A 16337-nucleotide genomic window follows, 5' to 3' on the forward strand; every position below is an offset into this window, starting at 1 on the left:
AGGTTCGGGACCAGAGCCCCGGCCCCCGGGCAAGCAAGGGAGCGCCTGTGACCGACACACGGATACCGCCCGTCCCGCCCGCCGAACCGGGCGCGGCACTGCTCAAGGCGGGCAGGTGGTTCCGGCCGGGCACGCCCGCGCCCGATCTGCACAGCGTGGCTCTGACGGGCGGGCGTGAGGCGGACGCCTTCTACCGGGACCGGTGGAGCCACGACAAGGTCGTGAACTCGACGCACGGCGTGAACTGCACGGGCTCGTGCCGCTGGCAGGTGTACGTCAAGGACGGGATCATCACCTGGGAGACCCAGCAGACCGACTATCCGAGCGTCGGCCCCGACCGCCCCGAGTACGAGCCCCGCGGCTGTCCCCGGGGCGCCGCCTTCTCCTGGTACACCTACTCCCCCACCCGGGTGCGCTACCCATACGTGCGCGGCGTCCTCCTGGAGATGTACCGGGAAGCGAAGCAACGCCTGCGCGATCCGGTCCTGGCCTGGGCGGACGTCGTGAACGACCCCGGGCGCCGCCGCCGTTACCAGCAGGCGCGCGGCAAGGGCGGCCTGGTGCGGGCGAGTTGGGACGAGGCGGTCGAGATCGTCGCCGCCGCGCACGTCCACACCATCAAGGCGTACGGCCCGGACCGCGTCGCCGGGTTCTCCCCCATCCCCGCGATGTCGATGGTGTCGCACGCGGCGGGCGCCCGCTTCCACTCCCTCATCGGCGCCCCGATGCTCTCCTTCTACGACTGGTACGCCGATCTGCCCGTCGCCTCCCCGCAGGTCTTCGGCGACCAGACCGACGTACCGGAGTCGGGCGACTGGTGGGACGCCGCGTATCTGATGATGTGGGGCTCGAACGTCCCGGTGACCCGCACACCGGACGCGCACTGGATGGCGGAGGCCCGTTACCGGGGCCAGAAGGTCGTGGTGGTCGCCCCCGACTACGCCGACAACGCCAAGTTCGCCGACGAGTGGCTCCACCCGCACCCCGGCACGGACGGCGCACTGGCCCTCGCCATGGGGCACGTCGTCCTCAAGGAGTTCTTCGTCGACCGCGAGACACCGTTCTTCGCGGACTATGTACGGCAGTTCACCGACCTGCCCTTCCTGGTCACGCTGGAGGAGCGGGGCGGGGCCTACGTCCCGGCGAAGTTCCTGCGCGCCTCGGACCTGGGCCAGAAGGGTGCGAGTGCCGAGTGGAAGACGGTCGTGCTGGACGCCGCCACGGGCCGCGCGGTCGCCCCGAACGGCTCGCTCGGCTTCCGCTGGTCCGAGTCGGGCATGGGCAAGTGGAACCTCGAACTCGGGGAAATACGCCCGCAGTTGACCCTGCACGGCAGTGAAGTCGCCGCGGGTGTCGAGGTGCTGCTGCCGCGCTTCGACACCGAGGGCGGGGCACATGGGCAGGGGCGCGGGGACGTCGTGAGGCGTGGTGTCCCGGCGACGAAGCTCGGCGGCACGCGGGGGCCACTGGTGACGACGGTCTTCGATCTGCTGCTCGCGCAGTACGGGGTGGCACGGGAGGGGCTGCCCGGCCGTTGGCCCACGTCGTACGACGACCGTGACGCGCCCGGCACCCCGGCCTGGCAGGAGGCGCACACCTCCGTCCCGGCCGCCAAGTGCATACGTATCGCACGGGAGTTCGCGCGCACCGCCGAGCGGTCGAAAGGCCGTTGCATGATCCTGATGGGCGCCGGCACCAACCACTGGTTCCACTCCGAGACGATCTACCGTGCCTTCCTCGCCCTGCTCCAGCTCACCGGCTGCCAGGGCCGCAACGGCGGCGGCTGGGCACACTACGTGGGCCAGGAGAAGTGCCGTCCGGTGACCGGCTGGGCGACGCTCGCCTCGGCGTCGGACTGGTCGCGGCCGCCGCGCCAGATGATCGGCACGGCGTACTGGTACCTCAACACAGACCAGTGGCGCTACGACCGGTTCACGGCCGACGTGCTCGCGTCGCCGCTCGGCACGGGCCGGTTCCGGGGGATGACGGGCGCGGACTGTCTCGCGCTGTCGGCGCGGACGGGGTGGATGCCGTCGTATCCGACGTTCGACCGCAATCCGCTGGAGCTGGGCGAGGTGTTCGGTGATCCGGTGTCGCGGGTGGTCGCCGAACTGCGCGCGGGAACCCTGAAGTTCGCCTGCGAGGACCCGGACGCGCCGGAGAACTGGCCGCGGGTGCTGACGCTGTGGCGGTCCAACCTGCTCGGCTCGTCGGCGAAGGGCGCCGAGTACTTCACACGGCACCTGCTGGGCACGCACTCGTCCCTGCGGGCGGAGGAGGCACCCGAGGACGTACGGCCGCGGGACGTGACCTGGCACGGCGAGGCGCCCGAGGGCAAGCTCGACCTGCTGCTGTCGCTGGACTTCCGGCAGACGTCGTCCACGCTGCTGTCGGACGTGGTCCTGCCCGCCGCGACCTGGTACGAGAAGCACGACCTGTCCAGCACGGACATGCACCCCTTCGTGCACTCCTTCACCCCGGCCGTGGACCCGCCGTGGCAGGCCCGCACCGACTTCGACGCGTTCAAGGCGCTGGCGGAGCGGCTGAGTGAGCTGGCCGTCGGTCATCTGGGGGTGCGCAAGGACCTGGTGGCGACCCCGCTCCAGCACGACACCCCGGGCGAGACGGCCCAGCCGGGCGGGGTCGTCCTGGACTGGCGGCGCGGGGAGTGCGATCCGGTGCCGGGGAAGACCATGCCGAACCTCACCGTCGTGGAGCGTGACTACACGGCGATCGGCGCCAAGTTCGCCGCGCTCGGGCCGCTGGCGGAAGAGCTCGGCCTGCCCGCCAAGGGCATCACGCTGAGGCCGGACGAGGAGGTCGAGGACCTCCGGCACCTGAACGGCGTGTCCTCCGACGGCCGGCCCTTGCTCGACACGGCCGTGAAGGCGGCGAACACCATCCTCGCCCTGTCCGGCACCACCAACGGCCGCCTCGCCACCCAGGGCTTCCGCACCCTTGAGGCCCGCACCGGGCAGGAGATGGCGCACCTTGCGGCCGAGCACGAGGGCAAGCGGGTCACGTACGCGGACACCCAGGCCGCGCCCGTGCCGGTGATCACGTCGCCGGAGTGGTCGGGCAGCGAGTCGGGCGGGCGGCGCTACACCGCCTTCACCCTCAACACCGAGCACCTCAAGCCCTGGCACACCCTCACCGGCCGCCAGCACTTCTTCCTCGACCACGACTGGATCCACGAGCTGGGCGAGGCGCTGCCCGTCTACCGGCCGCCGCTGGACATGAACAAGCTGTTCGGCGAACCGCGCCTGGGACCGGACGGGCAGAAGGAGGTGACGGTCCGCTACCTCACCCCGCACAACAAGTGGTCGATCCACTCCGAGTACCAGGACAACCTGTTCATGCTGGCGCTCTCCCGTGGCGGCCAGAACATCTGGATGTCCCCGCAGGACGCGGACGCGATCGGTGTCGTCGACAACGACTGGGTGGAGGCGGCCAACCGCAACGGCGTCGTCGTCGCCCGCGCCGTCGTCTCGCACCGGATGCCGCCCGGCACCGTCTACATGCACCACGCGCAGGAACGCACCATCGCCGTCCCGAGGACGGAGGCCACCGGCAGGCGCGGCGGCACCCACAACTCGCTCACCCGGCTGATCCTCAAGCCGTCCCATCTCGTCGGCGGGTACGCCCAGTTGTCCTGGGCGTTCAACTACCTGGGTCCGACGGGCAATCAGCGCGACGAGATGACGGTGATCCGCCGCCGCAGCCAGGAGGTCGAGTACTGATGCGTCCGATGGCCCAGATCGCGATGGTGATGAACCTCGACAAGTGCATCGGCTGCCACACCTGCTCGGTCACCTGCAAGCAGGCGTGGACCAACCGGCGGGGCATGGAGTACGTCTGGTTCAACAACGTCGAGACCCGCCCCGGCCAGGGCTATCCCCGCCGCTACGAGGACCAGGAGCGGTGGCGCGGCGGCTGGGAGCTGAACCGGCGCGGCGCGCTGAAGCTGAAGGCGGGCGGCCGTTTCCGCAAGCTCGCCGGGATCTTCTCCAACCCCGAACTCCCGGAGATCAAGGACTACTACGAGCCCTGGACGTACGACTACAAGAACCTCACCGACGCCCCGCTCGGCGACGACTACCCGGTCGCCCGGCCGATCTCGCAGCTCGACGGCAAACCGATGAAGATCGAGTGGTCGGCGAACTGGGACGACAACCTCGCCGGCGCCCCCGCCCACGGCGACTTCGACCCGATGGTGGAGCGGGCGCGCACGCAGGCCTCGGACAAGGTGCGGTTCGAGTTCGAGCAGACCTTCATGTTCTATCTGCCGCGGATCTGCGAGCACTGCCTCAACCCGTCCTGTGTGGCGTCGTGTCCGTCGGGGGCGATGTACAAGCGGGCGGAGGACGGCATCGTCCTCGTGGACCAGGACCGGTGCCGGGGCTGGCGGATGTGCGTGACGGGATGCCCGTACAAGAAGGTGTACTTCAACCACGCCACCGGCAAGGCCGAGAAGTGCACGATGTGCTATCCGCGGATCGAGGTCGGTCTGCCGACGGTCTGCTCGGAGACGTGCGTGGGCCGGCTGCGCTATCTCGGGGTGGTGCTGTACGACGCCGACAAGGTGACCGCCGCGGCGTCGGTTCGCAGCGAACGGGATCTGTACGAGGCGCAGTTGGGTGTCTTCCTCGACCCTGAGGACGCCGGGGTGCGGCACGCGTGCGACGCGGCGGGAATCCCGTACGACTGGGTGGAGGCGGCGCGCCGCTCCCCCGTGCACGCGCTGATCAGCAAGTACAAGGTGGCGCTGCCGCTGCATCCGGAGTACCGGACGATGCCGATGGTCTGGTACATCCCGCCGCTCTCCCCGGTGGTGGACGTGCTGACGGAGACCGGGCACGACGGTGAGGACGCGGGGAACCTGTTCGGTGCGATCGACAGCCTGCGCATTCCGCTGGAGTACCTGGCGGAGATGTTCACGGCCGGCGCCATCGGCCCGGTCCGCGCCTCGCTGGAGAAGCTCGCCGCGATGCGCTCCCACATGCGGGCGATCAACCTCGGCGAGGATCCGGATCCCGCGGTGTCGGCCGCCGTCGGGATGGGGGCGCACGAGATCGAGGAGATGTACCGGCTGCTGGCGATCGCCAAGTACGAGGACCGGTACGTGATTCCGACGGCCGCAGTCGCGGACGCCCGGCACCTGGAGGAGTCCGCGCTGCCGCAGGGGTGCAGCCTCGACTACGACGGCGGGCCCGGGATGGGCGGGGACGGCCCCTTCGGGCAGGACTCGGGCCGCAAGCTGCTGCCGCTGGTGTCGGTGGAGAACTTCCACGCCCTGCGCAGACGGCAGACGGCGGACGACCCGGCCGGCCTGCCTCCCACAGCCCCCATGGCCCAAACAGCCGACACAGCCAAGACCGAGGAGGCCTGATGCCGTCCTTCGAGGTGCTGTACCAGGCGGCCGCACTCTGCCTGACCTACCCCGACGACGACTTCCGAGCCCGTCTGCCGCTCCTGCGCGAGGCGGCCCCGCAGCTACGGGAGTTCACCGACCACGCGGCCCTCACGTCCCCGGAGGAACTGGCCGCCCACTACGTCGAGGTCTTCGACTTCAAGAACCGCCACAGCCTGTACCTCAGCTGGTGGCGCGACGGGGACACCCGACGGCGCGGCATGTCACTGCTGCGTTTCAAGGACCTCTACCGCGCCCACGGCCTGGAGTTCACCGGCGAGGAACTGCCCGACTTCCTGCCCGCGGTACTGGAGTTCGCGGCCCGCACCGGCGACACCGACCTCCTGCTGGAACACCGGGACTGCCTGGAGGAGCTCCGCGCCCGCCTCACCGACTTCGGCACACCGTACGCGTCCGTCCTGGACGCCGTGTGCGCCACCCTGCCGACCGCGCAACCGGGGGCACGCCCATGACCACACTCCTGTGGGGCGTCCTGCCCTACGTCGTCTTCGCCCTGCTCGTCGCCGGCCTGATCTGGCGCCACCGCTACGACCGCTTCGGCTGGACCACGCGCTCGTCCCAGGTCTACGAGTCGAGGCTCCTGAACATCGCCTCGCCCGCCTTCCACTACGGCATCCTGTTCGTGCTGGTCGGCCATCTGGTGGGCCTGTTCGTCCCGGAGTCCTGGACGGACGCGCTCGGCGTCAGCGAGCGGACGTACCACCTGTTCTCCCTCTACGGCGGCACGGCGGCCGGGGTGCTGACGGTCGCCGGGATCGCCCTGCTGATCTACCGCCGCCGCACGAAGGCACCCGTGCTCCGGGCGACGACGGCCAACGACAAGCTCATGTACGTGGTGCTGGCGGCGGCGATCGTGATGGGCATGGTCGCCAAGCTGTCCCACTCCTCCGGCGACGGCTACAACTACCGCCAGTCCATCGCCCCGTGGGCCCGCAGCCTGTTCACCCTCCAGCCGGACCTGGACCGGATGGCGGGCGTGCCGGTGCTGTACGAGGTGCATGCGGTGATCGGCATGGTGCTCATCGCGCTGGTGCCGTACACCCGGCTGGTCCACATGTTCAGCGCGCCGGTGCAGTACCTGTTCCGGCCGTACCTGGTGTACCGCAGCCGGGACCCCGAGCAGCTGGGGCCCCGGCCGGAGCGGCGGGGCTGGGAGAAGACCGGGTCCTGAGCGGCCTCTACGCGGCGCCGCCCTTCTGGTCCTTCTCGTCGTCCACGATCTCCGCGTCCACCACACCGTCGTCGTCCTGCGGTGAGGCCTCTTCGGTGCCCGTGCCGGCGGAGCTCTCACTCGGCGTCTGCTGGGACTGGGCGTACATCGCCTGGCCCATCTGCTGGCTGACCGAGGCGAGTTTCTCGATGCCGGTGCGCAGGGCGTTCGTCTCGGCGTTCTGCTCCAGCTGCTGCTTCAGGTCCGTGATCGCCGACTCGACCTCGGCCTTGGTGTCCGCCGGGACCTTGTCCTCGTTGTCACGGATGAACTTCTCGGTCTGGTAGACGAGCTGTTCGGCCTGGTTGCGGGTCTCGGCGTCGTCGCGGCGCTTGCGGTCCTCCTCGGCGTACTGCTCGGCCTCCCGCATCATGCGGTCGATGTCGTCCTTCGGGAGGGCCGAGCCGCCCGTCACCGTCATCTTCTGCTCACGGCCGGTCGCCAGGTCCTTCGCGGAGACATGCATGATCCCGTTGGCGTCGATGTCGAAGGCGACCTCGATCTGCGGGACGCCGCGCGGGGCCGGCGGCAGGCCGGTGAGGTCGAAGACGCCGAGCTTCTTGTTGTACGCCGCGATCTCGCGTTCGCCCTGGTAGACCTGGATGCCGACCGAGGGCTGGTTGTCGGTGGCCGTGGTGAAGATCTCCGAACGCCGGGTGGGGATGGTCGTGTTGCGTTCGATGAGCTTCGTCATGATGCCGCCCTTGGTCTCGATGCCGAGGGACAGCGGGGTGACGTCGAGCAGCAGGACGTCCTTGACGTCGCCGCGGATGACACCCGCCTGGAGGGCCGCGCCGACGGCGACGACCTCGTCGGGGTTGACGCCCTTGTGCGGGTCCTTGCCGGTGAGTTCCTTCACGAGCTCGGTCACGGCGGGCATCCGCGTGGAGCCGCCGACGAGGATGACGTGGTCGACCGCCGAGAGCTTGATGCCGGCGTCCTTGACCGCCTGGTGGAAGGGGGTCTTGCAGCGGTCGAGGAGATCCGCGGTGAGCTCCTGGAACTGGGCGCGGGTCAGCTTCTCGTCGAGGTGGAGGGGCCCTTCGGCGGAGGCCGTGATGTAGGGCAGGTTGATCGTCGTCTCGGTGGAGCTGGACAGCTCGATCTTGGCTTTCTCGGCGCCTTCGCGCAGCCGCTGCAGAGCCATCTTGTCGTTGCCGAGGTCGATGCCGTACTGCCCCTTGAACTTCTTCACCAGGTACTCGACGACCCGCTGGTCCCAGTCGTCGCCGCCCAGGTGGGTGTCGCCGTTGGTGGCCTTCACCTCGATGACGCCGTCGCCGATCTCCAGCAGCGAGACGTCGAAGGTGCCGCCGCCGAGGTCGAAGACCAGCACGGTCTGTTCCTCGCCCCGGTCGAGTCCGTAGGCGAGGGCGGCGGCCGTGGGCTCGTTGATGATCCTGAGCACCTTCAGGCCGGCGATCTCCCCGGCCTCCTTCGTGGCCTGCCGCTGGGCGTCGTCGAAGTACGCCGGGACGGTGATCACCGCGTCGGTGACGTCCTCGCCGAGGTACGACTCGGCGTCCCGCTTCAGTTTCTGCAGCACCCGGGCCGACAGCTCCTGGGCCCGGTAGCGGGAGCCGTCGATGTCGCCCTGATCCGGGAAGCGCCAGTTCGCGTCGCCCATGTGCCGCTTCATGGAGCGGGCGGTGCGCTCGACGTTCGTCACCGCCTGCCGTTTGGCCACCTCACCGACGAGTACCTCGCCGTTCTTGGCGAAGGCCACGACCGACGGTGTGGTCCTGGCCCCCTCCGCGTTGGCGACGACCGTGGGTTCGCCGCCCTCCAGGACGGCGACCACCGAATTCGTGGTCCCGAGATCGATCCCGACCGCGCGTGCCATCGCTGTCCCCTTCCGCCAGGGCACCCCTTGAACTCCAGCACAAAACTTGAGCGGGTTCTTGTCAATGGGACGGGTGACCGCGGGGACGGCCACCAAACAGTGGCTGAGCGCTCGCTCAGGGTTCGGGGGGCCGGCCCGAAGGGCCGCCCCCCGAGGGCGCGGGGCTGTATCGATATGCGGCTCCGCCGCGTGGGCGCGACAAGCCACGACGGCGCCGCACCCGCCACACAGCCCTTCCCGGCACCCCCGTAGGCGACCCGCTACGCCAACTTCGCCGACAGCGTGATCGTGGTGCCGGTCAGCGCCTGACTGACCGGACAGTTCTTCTTCGCATCCTCCGCCGCCGCAGCGAAGCCCTCGTCATCGAGGCCGGGCACGGTGCCCTCCACGGTGAGGTGAATCCCGGTGATCCCCTCACCCGGCTGGAAGTTCACGTCGGCCGAGGTGACGAGCTTGGTGGGCGGGGTGCCGGCACCCGCCAGGGCGTGGGACAGCGCCATGGAGAAGCAGCTGGAGTGCGCGGCGGCGATCAGCTCCTCGGGGCTGGTCTTGCCGTTCGCGTCCTGGGAGCGCGAGGCCCACGTGACCGGCTGCGCGGCGATGGCGCCGGAAGAGTCGAAGTTGACGACACCGTTGCCCTCGAGCAGGTTGCCTTCCCAGACGGTGTGTGCGGAGCGCGTGGTAGCCACGGTTCTTCCTTTCGCGTGGGGGCCCGTTTCCTGGGTCCGTGCCCCCATCCGATCACACTCCGGCTCAACTCACCCGGAAGACCGGCCCACGCGGGGTGAACGGCAGGCGACGGCCCTGCGGGAGCAGGTACGCGTGCTCGCGCCGCACCCGCAGCACATCGCACCAGCCGTCCGTGATGACCAGGACGGGCGCGCCGGGCGGGAAGTCGTCCGCGCGCTGGAGGAGGTCGATCCCGGGCTGCAGGACCGTACCGCCACGGCCGTGCACCCGCACCCGCCCCGCGATCTCCGTCACCGGCACATAGCCGGCGTCGTACGGTCCCGCGTCGCAGAACACCACCCGCGCGGCCGGTACGTCCCGGGCGGCGGCGTAGGAGGCGATGGCGCCCAGCGCCTTGCCGAGGAGCACGCTGCCCATCGAGCCGGACGTGTCCAGGACGACGCCGAAGGTGCAGCGGGCGATCTCCTCGGGCGGGAAGTAGCGCCCCGCGCGTGGGATGTCGGGCGTCGACAACTGGCGGCGCGAGGGACGGGCGTACGTCCGCACCGGCTCCGGACGGGGCACGAACTCGTCGAACCAGCGGGCCAGCCGGGCGTCCCAGGGCAGCGGTGGATGGCTGAGCGCCCGGATTTCCTGGACCAGACCGCCGGGCAGGAAGCCGCGTTCCTGCTGCTGGTGCAGGTCGAGGCCGTGGGAAAGGCCGCGGCGGTAGAACTCGTCGAGGTCGCAGTAGTCGCCGGGGGCGCCGAGCGGGGCGCCCAGCACATCGCCGACGCCCTTGCCGCGCAGGGTGGCCAGGCGGCGCATCCGGCGCAGATCGCCGACGATGCGGTCGTACACCTCCTCGGCGGACAGGCCGCTGAACTGCGCGTCGTACAGCAGTCCTTGGGGCATCTCGCCGACCTGCATCTCGCGCAGCCAGCCGTTGATGACGTAGTCGCAGGCGACGTTGAACAGGTACGGGTCGCGGGTGCCGCAGCGGTCGCCGTGGCGCAGGGCGGCGTGCAGCATCTCGTGGGCCAGGATGAACCGCCACTCCTCGTCCTCGAACGTCCGCAGCGGGTTGATGTAGATCTCGCCGGCCTCGGCGTTGACGGCGGCGACGGCGATGCCGTGCGCGCGGGCGAGTTCGGCGTCGGCGACCAGCTTGATGCCGGCCGCGAGGCCGCCGAGCAGCGGGTAGGAGGTGATGAACCACTCCAGCGCCCACTGCCAGGGCCGCTTCTTGACGGGCTCGCCGTCCATGGAGTCGCGGCGGCCGCCCGCCACGTCCATCGCGGTGGAGACGGTCCGGGTCAGCGCGATCGCGAAGGCCAGCTGGTGGTCCGGGGGCGATCCGAACCAGCCCATCCACTCCACGAGCAGCTGGTCGGCCTCGGATCCCGCCGTGCCGCAGCGCTCGTACGCGGCGGGAACGCCGTCGCGCCGCCAGCGCGCGGCGAGCTGCTCCTCGTCGCCGTCCGGGTAGCTCAGCGGCAGGTGGTCCGGGGCGGTGCCGATCGGGAAGCTGAGCAGGAAGCGGTTGACGACGACGCAGCGGGCGGCGAGGTCGGCGCGGTCGGGCTGCACGGGTGTGCCCTTCTTGGAAGGGAAGTGGCCGAAGCCGAGGTGCAGGACGGCGTGCGCGATCGCCCAGGCCCAGGTCGCCGGTTCGGCGATGCGATCGGGGTGAATGTGCAGGTCGCCCTGGGAGTCGACGCGGACGAGTCCGTCGTGGGGCGCCTGCTCGCACTTCTCCTGGCGGCAGACGGCGAACTCGACGGTGGCGAGCGCGGGATTGGCGCGCACCAGTCGCAGGCCCTCGGCGAACGCCTCCGCCGCGAGGTCCCGCTTCTTCTTCCCCTTCCCCTTGTCGGGGGTACGGCTCATCGGCGCGCCTCGACCAGCCGGGGCATGTCCCGCGCGGCCTCCACCAGGAACCAGGACGGCAGGACCGGGTTGCCGTCGGCGTCGGAGGCGATGACGCTCTGGGCGACCTCGACGGAGATCTCCGCGAGCTGCACCAGCAGCGACTTCGCGCGGTACGCGGTCTGGCGGCCGGTCGCGGACATGTGGTCCTTGCTGACCGGCAGCTCCTTGATGAGGCGCCCGCGGAAGGACTCGGCGAGGTAGTAGAGCAGGTCGCGGTCCTGCATCCGGTGCGGCCAGCGGGCGTCGCCCTTGATGATGGCGTCGATGCCGTATTGGCTGCGCACGATCTTGACGTATCCGCAGAACGCGGTGGCGTGCACGGGCGTCAGCGTGCCGTGCGCGAGGACCTTCAGCGTCTCCTCGTCGAGGTCCCGGCCGAACGAGTGCAGGGCGTCGGAGAGCATGTGCCAGGAGCGGGGCGTGGAGAACGGCTCCTCGGTCTTGGGCGGCTTGGACCACAGGTGGTCGGGCCGGTCGGTGAGGTGGTCCAGGATCCAGGGGTGGATGCCGTTGTTCGCGGCCCAGACCAGCCAGTCCGTGGCGGACGCCTCCAGGTGGACGTGGGTGAGACGGTTGACGAGGGCGGAGGCGATGGGCCGGGCGAGCGCGTTGTCGGTGGCCCGGTTTCCGGCGCCTATGACGATGGAGCCCTTGGGAAGCTCGTAGTTGCCGATACGGCGGTCGAGGATCAGCGAGTAGAACGCCTTCTGCACATCCGGGGTGGCCGCGTTCAGCTCGTCCAGGAACAGGCAGTACGGCTCGTCCCGGGCGATGGCCTCCGGCGGGCAGAACACCGACCGCCCGTCGCGGATCTGCGGCACGCCGATCAGGTCCTCCGGCGCCAGCTGGGTGCCGAGCAGGCTCACGCACTCAAGCCCCAGCGACTCGGCGAAGTTCCTGACGAGGGAGGACTTTCCGATGCCGGGGGCACCCCAGATGAACACCGGCCGCACGGTGGCGAGGCCGAGAAGGAGGTCGGGGATACGGGCGGGCGTGACGGTTACGGCTGCCTGCAAAGCAGGGGCTCCCCTCTTTGCGCCTGAACCGGCGCCGCTCTCGCGGATGTGGTTGCTCGCCGTCGAGGTTCTCAATTGATGGTTGCGGTCGTCATCCGATTTTCAGGCCGCCCGCTCCTCCGGCTTCGCCTCCACGGGCACCTGCGGGCCGCTCACCTCCCGCAGCCAGCGCCGCAGCACACGGTGGACGTGCTCGGCGCCCACGAGGTCCTCCCCGGCGCCGACCGGCGCGGAGAAGGCGAGCGGTGACAGCAGGAACGGTTTGCCCTGTGCCCCGCCGAGTCCGCCGTGCGAACCGATCTGCTCCTCGAACGCGAGGACCTCGCCGTCGGCCTCGTCGTAGGCGGAGTTGACCATGATGTCGGCGGCGTTGGGAAAGAAGTGCGTACGGCGCACGGTGTCGGCGGCGCCCGGCCCGAACGCCTCCAACGGGCCCGGCTTGTCGTCGAGTTGGTCCAGCGGGATCTCGGCGCCGTACGCGCCGAGCACGACCCCTCCGTGTTCCTCGCTGCGGACGAGCAGGAAGCCGATGCCGGGGTGGTTGGCGAGGGTGGTGAGCAGGGCCGGGTGACGGGCGTCGATCTCCTCCTTGGTCATCCGGTGCGGCACGTCCGGGAAGGAGACCAGGCCCAGGTTGCCGGAGGCCAGCACGATCGGCTCCGAACGGCGGGACGGGCGGTGCTGCTCGCCGCCGTCCTCGACGGGCCGGCGCAGCGCCGCGCGCACGGCCGCGCGGGCCTCGGCGCCGCTGTGGGTGCGCCGCGCCCGCCGCGGCACGGGCAGCCCGCAGCCGGCCCGCACCAGGTCGCCGAGGCCGAGGCCGTAGCGGGCGCGGAAGGTTTCGCCGGGGCTCTGGCCGTGGTCGGACAGCACGACGATCCGGTACGGCCGCGGCGCGTGCTCGGCAACGTTCTCGATCAACGCCAGCGCCCGGTCGAGCCGTTCGAGGACCTTCTCGGTGTCGCGGCCGCGCGGCCCGGAGTGGTGCGCCACCTCGTCGTACGCCACGAGGTCGGCGTAGACGGCGGTCCGGCCGGCGAGCATGTCGCCCATCACCGCGGCGACGACGACATCCCGTTCGACGACGGTCGCGAAGGCACGGACCAGGGGGTAGAGACCGCCGCGGGAGACCCTTGGCCTGACCTTGCGGGCGCGGGCCCGGGTGGACTGGCCGATCTCGCGGCCGACCTCGGCGGTGAAGGACAGTGCGGTGCGCACGGCGTTGGCCGGGTCGGAGAAGTAGGCGAAGTAGCCCGAGCGGGAGCGGTTCTCGCGGCTGCGGCGCTTGGTGGCGATGGACAGCACGAGGGCCTGTTCGTCGGCGCCGCCGCTGAACAGGTTGCCGCGGCTGGCGCCGTCGGCGGTGAGCAGGCCGCCGTCGCCGGTGCGGTCGATGGCACGGCGCTGGAGCTCGGCGGCGTTGGCGGGGCGGTTGCAGACCATGACCTCGCGGGCGGCCTTCTCGTACCAGCGGAAGGCGGGGACGTCGTGGTTGCTGCCGTGCAGGATGCCGAGCTGGCTGGCGCCGGTCTGGCTGGACCAGTCGGTGCGCCAGGGGGTGAGCCGGTGGGTGGCGCGGGGACCGTCGGCGCCACCGGTGCCGCCGCCGTTGGCGCCGTGGCCGAGCCAGCGGGCGACGGTGGGCATCAGGTCCTTGCCGACGGCGTCGAGGAGGACGTCGTGGCCGACGCCGTCGAGCTGGATGAAGACGGTGCCGGGGCTGGACGGGCCGGGCGGCAGGGCCCTGCGGCGGCGGTCGGCCAGGCGGTACAGGCGGCGCCGGTACGCGTCGTCGTCCCGGACGGCGAGGGCGGCGCCGGTGGCTGAGGCCACGGCGGACATCACGGCGGCGACGATGACGGCGGTCTCGGGGGCGGCCTCGCTGTCGCCGGAGGGCACGAGACGCAGGGCGACGATCAGCAGGGAGCCGTTCAGGAAGAACACCAGCAGGCCCAGCACCAGGGCGGGCACCAGCAGCAGGAGCCGTACGAGAAGAGGCCAGGCGAGCGCGGAGAGCAGACCGAAGGCACCGGCGCCGAGGGCAGCGGTCATCGCGATGTGGGTGGCGCTGTCACCGTCGGCCGACTGCAGCTGGAAATCCGGGAGGATCCCGGCGAGCACGAGCATGGTGACGGTGGAGACGGCCCACACGGCCACGCTCCGCCCGATCTGACTGGCGACCCGCCGCCAACGCCCACCACGCACGCCCAGCCCACCTCACGTCCCGGCCCAGCACCCGAAACGGGCCTTTCACGCCCCCAGCCTGGCACACCCCTGTGACACCCGGCCGGGCACGTCGTCCCGCCCGGCTGCTTCGTCACGCGCCGCGTGCCGTGATCGTCATCGCCCGTCGTAGCCGGCCGTCGGCATCGACAGCCTCCGGTGCACCCGCGCCTTCATCTGCGCGTCGTACAACGGCTCCGCGCGCCCCACGATCTCCACGCGCACGCCCCGCCGGGCGCACTCCGCGGAGAAGTCGTCGACGGACGACAGCGCGCTCTCCAGCACTCTCCGGCTGGGCGCCACGAACAGGTCGAGGCCGGGGCGGACGCCCTCCCACAGCACGCTGTGGTCCGCCCGCAACCGGCGTACGAGAAGCTCGCGTGCGACGACGTACCCGTGCTCGGCGGCCCAGCGCGCGCACATCGCGTGCTGGCTGCGGGAGTCCACCAGAAAGGGGTCGGCGTCCAGCTCTTCGAGCGGCGTCAGACTGGCGATCGCCGTCACACGCACTACGGATGACCCCATGGCGTCCCCCTCACCTCCGGGTTTCGCCGCCGACCCTACTCCAGCCCGTACGCTTCGGGGAGTCGCGCGAAGGAGGCAAAGAGGTGCCGGTGGAGATCACCTGGTGGGGCCACGCCACCTGCACGGTCGAGGATTCGAACGTGCGCCTCCTCACCGACCCTCTGTTCGCACGCCGGCTCGCACACCTGCGCCGCCGCCGGGGCGCACCGCCCCCGCCCGGCGCCTGGCGCGCGGACGTCGCCCTGGTCTCCCACCTGCACGCCGACCACCTGCACGTTCCCTCTCTCGCCAGGCTGCCGCAGGACACCCGGCTGCTCGTGCCCCGGGGCGCGCGCCGGGCGGTGCCGGGCCTGCGCCGGCTCACGCATCTGCGGGTTACCGAGGTGGCGCCGGGGGACGTGACGACGGTCGGCGATGTGGCCGTACGAGCCGTGCCCGCGCGGCACGACGGACGCCGGCTGCCCCTCGGCCCGCACCGCTCCCCCGCCCTTGGCTACGTCATCGAGGGCGAGGCACGCACCTACTTCGCCGGGGACACCGGGCTGTTCGACGCGATGGCGAAGGAGGTCGGGCCGGTCGACGTGGCGTTGCTGCCGGTCGGCGGCTGGGGACCGTACCTCGGGGAGGGGCATCTGGACGCGGGGCGGGCGGCCGAGGCGCTGATCCGGCTCGCACCGCGCAGCGCGGTGCCGGTGCACTACGGCACGTACTGGCCGATCGGCATGGACGCCGTGCGCCCCCATGAATTCCATGCGCCCGGCGACGAGTTCGCACGGTTCGCGGCGGAGCGCGCGCCCGGCGTGGCGGTGCACCGGCTCGCGCACGGGGAGCGCGTGCGCCCGGAGGTGGCCCGGTGACCGTTCTGGCCACCGCCGTGACGACGGTGCCGTACGAGTCGACCCAGCAGGCGATCGGTTATCCGACGTTGTTCCTGCTGGTGCTGATCGGGGCGCTGGTGCCGGTGATCCCGACGGGTGCGCTGGTGAGTTCGGCGGCGGTGGTGGCGTTTCACCAGACGGCGCCCTTCTCGCTTGCGCTGGTGTTCGTGACGGCGTCGACGGCGGCGTTCCTGGGCGATGCGACGCTGTACTGGCTCGGGCGGCGCGGCATGCGCTCGAAGAACGGTTCGCGCTGGCTGGAGGCGATCCGCTCGCGCGCGCCGGAGGAGCGGCTCACTCAGGCGCAGGAGAAGCTCGCCGAGCACGGTGTGGCCGTACTGGTGCTGTCCCGGTTGGTTCCCGCGGGGCGGTTGCCGGTGATGCTGGCGTGTCTGCTGGCCGAGTGGCCGATGCGACGGTTCGCCCGCGGGAACCTTCCGGCGTGTCTGGCGTGGGCGGTGACGTATCAGTTGATCGGGATTCTGGGTGGGTCGCTGTTCGACGAGCCGTGGGAGGGCGTCGTCGCTGCCGTGGCGCTGACGCTGGTCATCAGCGCGGTGCCGAGTCTGTGGAGGCGGATCCGGTCCGCCCGGTGACGTCTCGGCCTCTG

Annotated in this window: 12 protein-coding genes; 6 read left to right on the forward strand and 6 right to left on the reverse strand. The window is 71.0% G+C overall.

What is annotated here, in order from left to right; genetic code table 11:
* Positions 1-47: 47 nt before the first annotated feature.
* From ACZ7L5_RS13455 to narI, 4 genes are read left to right on the forward strand one after another with little or no spacing between them, the layout of a single operon-like run.
* Positions 48-3740 (forward strand): nitrate reductase subunit alpha, encoded by a 3693-nt coding sequence (locus ACZ7L5_RS13455; protein WP_471516714.1) that lies wholly within the window; start codon positions 48-50, stop codon positions 3738-3740.
* On the forward strand, positions 3740-5389 hold the full coding sequence (narH, locus tag ACZ7L5_RS13460) for a nitrate reductase subunit beta (RefSeq protein WP_471516715.1): 1650 nt from the start codon (positions 3740-3742) through the stop codon (positions 5387-5389). Before ACZ7L5_RS13455 ends, narH begins: the two co-directional genes overlap by 1 nt.
* Positions 5389-5883, forward strand: a complete 495-nt coding sequence (gene narJ, locus ACZ7L5_RS13465) for a nitrate reductase molybdenum cofactor assembly chaperone (protein ID WP_467483340.1) — start codon at positions 5389-5391, stop codon at positions 5881-5883. Before narH ends, narJ begins: the two co-directional genes overlap by 1 nt.
* Complete coding sequence (gene narI, locus ACZ7L5_RS13470; protein ID WP_471516716.1) at positions 5880-6602, forward strand: respiratory nitrate reductase subunit gamma; 723 nt, start codon at positions 5880-5882, stop codon at positions 6600-6602. The genes narJ and narI overlap by 4 nt, the downstream gene beginning before the upstream one ends.
* Positions 6603-6609: 7 nt before the next feature.
* Here the strand turns inward: narI and dnaK are convergent, their stop codons facing one another.
* From dnaK to ACZ7L5_RS13500, 6 genes are all read right to left on the reverse strand, one after another.
* Positions 6610-8484 (reverse strand): molecular chaperone DnaK, encoded by a 1875-nt coding sequence (gene dnaK / locus ACZ7L5_RS13475; protein ID WP_471516717.1) that lies wholly within the window; start codon positions 8482-8484, stop codon positions 6610-6612.
* A 260-nt stretch (positions 8485-8744) separates the two neighbouring features.
* Positions 8745-9173 carry an OsmC family protein gene (locus tag ACZ7L5_RS13480; protein WP_365053885.1) on the reverse strand — a complete coding sequence of 143 codons (429 nt, stop codon included), beginning with the start codon at positions 9171-9173 and terminating at the stop codon, positions 8745-8747.
* A 64-nt stretch (positions 9174-9237) separates the two neighbouring features.
* Positions 9238-11043 (reverse strand): vWA domain-containing protein, encoded by a 1806-nt coding sequence (locus ACZ7L5_RS13485; RefSeq protein WP_471516718.1) that lies wholly within the window; start codon positions 11041-11043, stop codon positions 9238-9240.
* Positions 11040-12101 carry an ATP-binding protein gene (locus tag ACZ7L5_RS13490; RefSeq protein ID WP_471516719.1) on the reverse strand — a complete coding sequence of 354 codons (1062 nt, stop codon included), beginning with the start codon at positions 12099-12101 and terminating at the stop codon, positions 11040-11042. Before ACZ7L5_RS13490 ends, ACZ7L5_RS13485 begins: the two co-directional genes overlap by 4 nt.
* Before the next feature lie 102 nt (positions 12102-12203).
* Entirely contained in the window at positions 12204-14252 is a 2049-nt protein-coding gene (locus ACZ7L5_RS13495; RefSeq protein WP_471516765.1) for a phage holin family protein, read from the reverse strand.
* Positions 14253-14441: 189 nt separating this feature from the next.
* Entirely contained in the window at positions 14442-14849 is a 408-nt protein-coding gene (locus ACZ7L5_RS13500) for a hypothetical protein (protein ID WP_362381629.1), read from the reverse strand.
* Between the two features lie 83 nt (positions 14850-14932).
* Here ACZ7L5_RS13500 and ACZ7L5_RS13505 point away from each other — a divergent pair, with 83 nt between their 5' ends.
* Together ACZ7L5_RS13505 and ACZ7L5_RS13510 are read left to right on the forward strand one after the other, a co-directional pair.
* Positions 14933-15706 (forward strand): MBL fold metallo-hydrolase, encoded by a 774-nt coding sequence (locus ACZ7L5_RS13505; RefSeq protein ID WP_471516720.1) that lies wholly within the window; start codon positions 14933-14935, stop codon positions 15704-15706.
* Positions 15703-16323, forward strand: coding sequence for a DedA family protein (locus ACZ7L5_RS13510; protein WP_471516721.1), 621 nt, complete (start codon positions 15703-15705; stop codon positions 16321-16323). Before ACZ7L5_RS13505 ends, ACZ7L5_RS13510 begins: the two co-directional genes overlap by 4 nt.
* The last annotated feature ends 14 nt before the right edge of the window (positions 16324-16337 follow it).

Source organism: Streptomyces sp. NPDC107528 (assembly GCF_055639295.1).

Bases quoted from the DNA above. Each gene is read 5' to 3' on its own strand.
- dnaK (WP_471516717.1), bottom strand. From the start codon at position 8,484: ATGGCACGCGCGGTCGGGATCGATCTCGGGACCACGAATTCGGTGGTC.
- narJ (WP_467483340.1), top strand. From the start codon at position 5,389: ATGCCGTCCTTCGAGGTGCTGTACCAGGCGGCCGCACTCTGCCTGACC.
- ACZ7L5_RS13500 (WP_362381629.1), bottom strand. From the start codon at position 14,849: ATGGGGTCATCCGTAGTGCGTGTGACGGCGATCGCCAGTCTGACGCCG.
- narI (WP_471516716.1), top strand. From the start codon at position 5,880: ATGACCACACTCCTGTGGGGCGTCCTGCCCTACGTCGTCTTCGCCCTG.
- narH (WP_471516715.1), top strand. From the start codon at position 3,740: ATGCGTCCGATGGCCCAGATCGCGATGGTGATGAACCTCGACAAGTGC.
- ACZ7L5_RS13485 (WP_471516718.1), bottom strand. From the start codon at position 11,043: ATGAGCCGTACCCCCGACAAGGGGAAGGGGAAGAAGAAGCGGGACCTC.